Source organism: Caldimonas sp., from assembly GCF_046289365.1.
In the GTDB taxonomy this organism is placed as follows: domain Bacteria; phylum Pseudomonadota; class Gammaproteobacteria; order Burkholderiales; family Burkholderiaceae_C; genus Caldimonas.
Window position 1 is genome coordinate 1,023 of sequence record NZ_JBKBVU010000213.1, and the last position, 4,240, is coordinate 5,262.

The 4,240-nt window shown below is 69.1% G+C and carries 3 protein-coding genes; 1 reads left to right on the forward strand and 2 read right to left on the reverse strand.

Annotated features, from left to right (window positions below):
* Window positions 1–755, reverse strand: a 755-nt coding sequence (locus ACK42S_RS15500; protein WP_409709534.1) for an SDR family NAD(P)-dependent oxidoreductase, incomplete at its 3' end; no start/stop codon positions are given.
* A gap of 2 nt (window positions 756–757) precedes the next feature.
* Window positions 758–3,109 (reverse strand): bifunctional salicylyl-CoA 5-hydroxylase/oxidoreductase, encoded by a 2,352-nt coding sequence (locus ACK42S_RS15505; protein WP_409709537.1) that lies wholly within the window; start codon window positions 3,107–3,109, stop codon window positions 758–760.
* 197 nt (window positions 3,110–3,306) lie between these two features.
* On the opposite strand from ACK42S_RS15505, the gene ACK42S_RS15510 reads away from it, so the two are divergent.
* Window positions 3,307–4,065 (forward strand): 3-hydroxyacyl-CoA dehydrogenase, encoded by a 759-nt coding sequence (locus ACK42S_RS15510; RefSeq protein ID WP_409709540.1) that lies wholly within the window; start codon window positions 3,307–3,309, stop codon window positions 4,063–4,065.
* Window positions 4,066–4,240: the final 175 nt, after the last annotated feature.

Below are 4,240 nucleotides of genomic sequence, written 5' to 3' on the forward strand. Positions count from 1 at the left end.
CTGCCCGCGCCGTTGGCGAGCCAATGCCCGCCGTCGAGGGCGATCGTCTCGCCGCACAACCAGGCCACGGCATCGGCCACCTCCTCGGGCTGCACCAGCCGGCCCTGGGGGTTGCCGGCCGCCAGCTCGGCACGCGCCTGGGCCGGGCTGCGTCCGGTCTTGGCGACGATGCCCTCGATGCTTTGGCGCAGCAGGTCGGTCTCGGTATAGCCCGGGCACACGGCATTGACTGTGACGCCCTTGCGGGCCAGCTCCAGCGCCAGCGCCCGCGTCAGGCCCACTACGCCGTGCTTGGCCGCGGTGTAGGCGGTGACGTAGGCGTAGCCGCGCAGACCGGCCGTGCTGGCGACGTTGACGATGCGCCCCCATCCGGCGTCCAGCAGATCGGGCAGCGCAGCGCGGGTGCACAGGTAGGTGCCGGTGAGGTTGACGTCCAGCATGCGCTGCCACAGCCCCATGTCCGTCTTCGCCAACGGCGCGCTCTCGGCCTGGCCGGCGTTGTTGACGAGAATCGCCACCGGGCCCGACAGCTCGCGCGAGCGGGCAAAGGCCCGGGCCACCGATGTTTCGTCGGCCACGTCCACGGTCGCCACGGCATGGCCGTGGCCCGGCAGTTGCGCGCACAAGGCCTCCAAGGCTTGAGCCGTGCGGCCCATCAGCGTGAGGCGGTGGCCTTGCGCGGCCAGGCGGCGCGCAATGGCCGCGCCGATGCCTCGACCGGCACCGGTGACCACGGCATGTCGTGCGGTGACCATGCTCAGACCCCAAGGGCCCGGTTGGCCTGCTCGGCGGCGGCCAGGCTGCCCGACATCGCCCTCTCGCGCTCGAGGTTGCGCTCGAGCTGGCTCTTGGCCGACAGGTACTGCACCGGCCAGTCCACGTCGCCATAACCGAGTCGGGCGGCCTCCAGCAGCGTCCACGACGGGTTGGCCAGGTGCGGGCGCGCGATCGCGCACAGATCGGCCCGGCCCGCGGCGATGATGCTGTTGACCTGGTCGGCATCGGTGATGGCCCCGACCGCAATCGTGGCGATGCCCGCCTCGTTGCGCACGCGGTCGGCAAAAGGTGTCTGGTACATGCGGCCGTAGACCGGCTTCTGGTGGGGGCTGACCTGACCCGAGGAACAGTCGATCAGGTCGGCCCCGGCCGCCTTGAAGGCACGGCCGATGGCCACCGCGTCGTCCGGTGTGATGCCGCCCTCCACCCAGTCGTGCGCGGAGATGCGCACCGACATCGGGCGATCCTGTGGCCACACCTCGCGCAGCGCGGTGAACACCTCCAGCGGGTAGCGCAGCCGGTTGGCGAGGGATCCGCCGTAGTCATCGGTGCGCCTGTTGGTCAGCGGCGAGATGAAGCTCGACAGCAGATAACCGTGGGCGCAGTGCAGCTCCAGCCAGTCGAAACCGGCCTGCGCCGCACGCCGGGCCGCTGCCACGAAGTCCTCGCGCACGCGATCCATGTCCTGGCGGGTCATGGCACGCGGCACTGGCCCGTCGTCCAGATAGGGCACCGCCGAGGCGGAGATGAGCGGCCAGTTGCCCGAGCGCAGCGGCCGGTCGGCCCCCTCGTCCTGCCAGGGCGCGTTCGTGGAGCCCTTGGCACCCGCGTGGCCGAGCTGCATGCCGATCCTGGCCTCGGTGTGGGTATGCACGTAATCGACGATGCGCTTCCAGGCCTCGCGCTGGGCGTCGTTCCACAGGCCGGGACAGGCCGGGGTGATGCGCGCGTCGGGCGAGACGCAGGTCATCTCGGCAAACACCAGGGCGGCCCCGCCCATCGCCCGCGCCCCCAGGTGCACCAGGTGATAGTCGCCCGGCACGCCGTCGGTGGCGGAGTACTGCGCCATCGGCGAGACGACGACGCGGTTCTTCAGCGTCACCCCGCGCACCGTGAACGGCGTGAACATCGGCGGCACCGGCGCACGCACACCCTGGCGCCGCACACCGGCGCGCTCGGCCAGCCAGTCCTCGAAGCGTTCCACATAGACCTTGTCGCGCAGGCGCAGGTTCTCATGGCTGATGCGCTGGCTGCGCGTCAGCAGCGAATAGGCGAACTGCTCGGGGGGCAGGTGCACATAGCGCGAGACGTTCTCGAACCACTCGGTGGAGTTGCGTGCGGCGTTCTGGATGCGCAGCACCTCGACGCTGCGCACCGCCTCGTAGTCGCGCAAGGCGGCGGCCAAGTCGCCCGGGCGGCGCCGGATGCTGCGCGTCAGCTCGATCGCGTCCTCCAGCGCCAGCTTGGTCCCCGAGCCGATCGAGAAGTGGGCCGTGTGGGCCGCATCGCCCATCAGCACCACCGGGGCGCGGCCGTTGTGATGCACCCAGGTCTTGCACACCACGCGCGGGAACTTGATCCACTGGGCCGAGCCGCGCAGGTGGGCGGCGTTGGACATCAGCTTGTGGCCGTCGAGGTACTTCGCAAAGAGCCGCTCGCAAAAGGCGATGGACTCCTCCTTCTCCATCTTGTCCAGACCCGCCTTGAGCCAGACCTCCTCGGGCGTCTCGACGATGAAGGTGGAGGTGTCGGTGTCGTAGCGGTAGGCATGCGCCTGAAACCAGCCGTGCTCGGTCTCCTCGAACGCGAAGGTGAACGCCTCGAAAAGCTTGTGTGTGCCCAGCCACACGAAGCGGCAGCGACGCACGTCGATGTCGGGCTGGAAGGTGGCCGCGTACTTGCTGCGGATGCGGCTGTTCAGGCCGTCGCTAGCGATGATCAGGTCGGCATCGGGGAAGTCCTCATCGCTGCCCACCTCGGTCTCGAACACCAGCTTCACCCCCAGGGCCTCACAGCGGGCCTGCAGGATGTTGAGCAGGCGCTTGCGCCCGATCCCGCAAAAGCCGTGACCGCCGGAACGGATCGTGCGCCCGCGGATGTGCACGTCGATGTCGTCCCAGTGATTGAAGGCATCGAGGATCTGCGAGGCCGTCTCGGGGTCGGCCTGCTGCAGATTGCCCAGCGTCTGGTCCGAGAACACCACGCCCCAGCCGAAGGTGTCGTAGGGACGGTTGCGCTCGACCACCGTGATGTCATGGGACGGGTCGGCGCGCTTCATCAGCAACGCGAAGTACAGGCCCGCCGGGCCGCCTCCGATGCACACGATCTTCATGCCCGTGATCTCAGGGGTTGGCGATGCAATTAATTTAGAACTCAAGTATTTGGAGGTCAAGCAATTCACTCCTGGGGCCAACCCCACCCGGGTTTCCACTGAGGCACCGCGGCCCTTCCGGGTGTCCCTGGGTTTGGGTCACAATTGACGTTTACGTCAACGTCACTTCACCCCTCACCCGCACAAGGAGCACATTCATGGACATCAAGGGCAAGGTCTTCATCGTCACGGGCGGCGCCTCGGGCCTGGGCGAAGGAGCGGCGCGCATGCTGTCGCGCGAGGGCGGCAAGGTCGTGATCGCCGATCTGCAAGCCGACAAGGGCGAGGCCGTGGCCCAGGACATTGGCGGCGTGTTCGTGAAATGCGACGTGGCCAGCGAGGACGATGGCAAGGCGGTGATCGCCCAGGCCGTCTCGCTGGGCAAGCTGGTGGGCCTGGTCAACTGCGCAGGCATTGCCCCGGCCGTCAAGACCGTCGGCAAGGACGGGGCACACCCGCTGGCGGTGTTCACCAAGACGATCACAGTCAACCTGATCGGCAGCTTCAACATGATCCGCCTGGCGGCCGAAGCCATGTGCAAGAACGAACCCGAGCCCACCGGCGAGCGCGGCGTGCTGATCTCCACCGCCTCGGTGGCCGCCTATGACGGCCAGATCGGCCAGGCAGCCTACGCCGCCTCCAAGGGGGGTGTGGTGGGCATGACGCTGCCGATCGCCCGCGACCTGGCGCGCAACGGCATCCGCAACATGACCATTGCCCCGGGCATCTTCGGCACGCCCATGCTGTTCGGCATGCCCAAGGAGGTGCAGGACGCCCTGGCCGCCAGCGTGCCCTTCCCCAGCCGCCTGGGCACCCCCGAAGACTACGCCAAGCTCGTGCACCAGATCATCACCAACGAGATGCTCAACGGCGAGGTGATCCGCCTGGACGGGGCCATCCGCCTGGCGCCGCGCTGAGCCCCGCGATGCGGTGCCGCGCGGCCATTGCCGCCTGGCTGGCCCTGCTGCTGGGCTGCGCGGCGGCGCCCGTACCGGACGTCGTCCGGCCCCACCAGCCCGAGGCGGCCACCGGCCTGAGCCAGCGCTCGGCCGTGCTCGTGCGCGAGCAGGCGGTGGCCGCGGCGCACCCGCT

Coding starts and splice junctions, on each gene's coding strand:
- ACK42S_RS15505 (WP_409709537.1), bottom strand. CDS start 3,109: ATGAAGATCGTGTGCATCGGAGGCGGCCCGGCGGGCCTGTACTTCGCG.
- ACK42S_RS15510 (WP_409709540.1), top strand. CDS start 3,307: ATGGACATCAAGGGCAAGGTCTTCATCGTCACGGGCGGCGCCTCGGGC.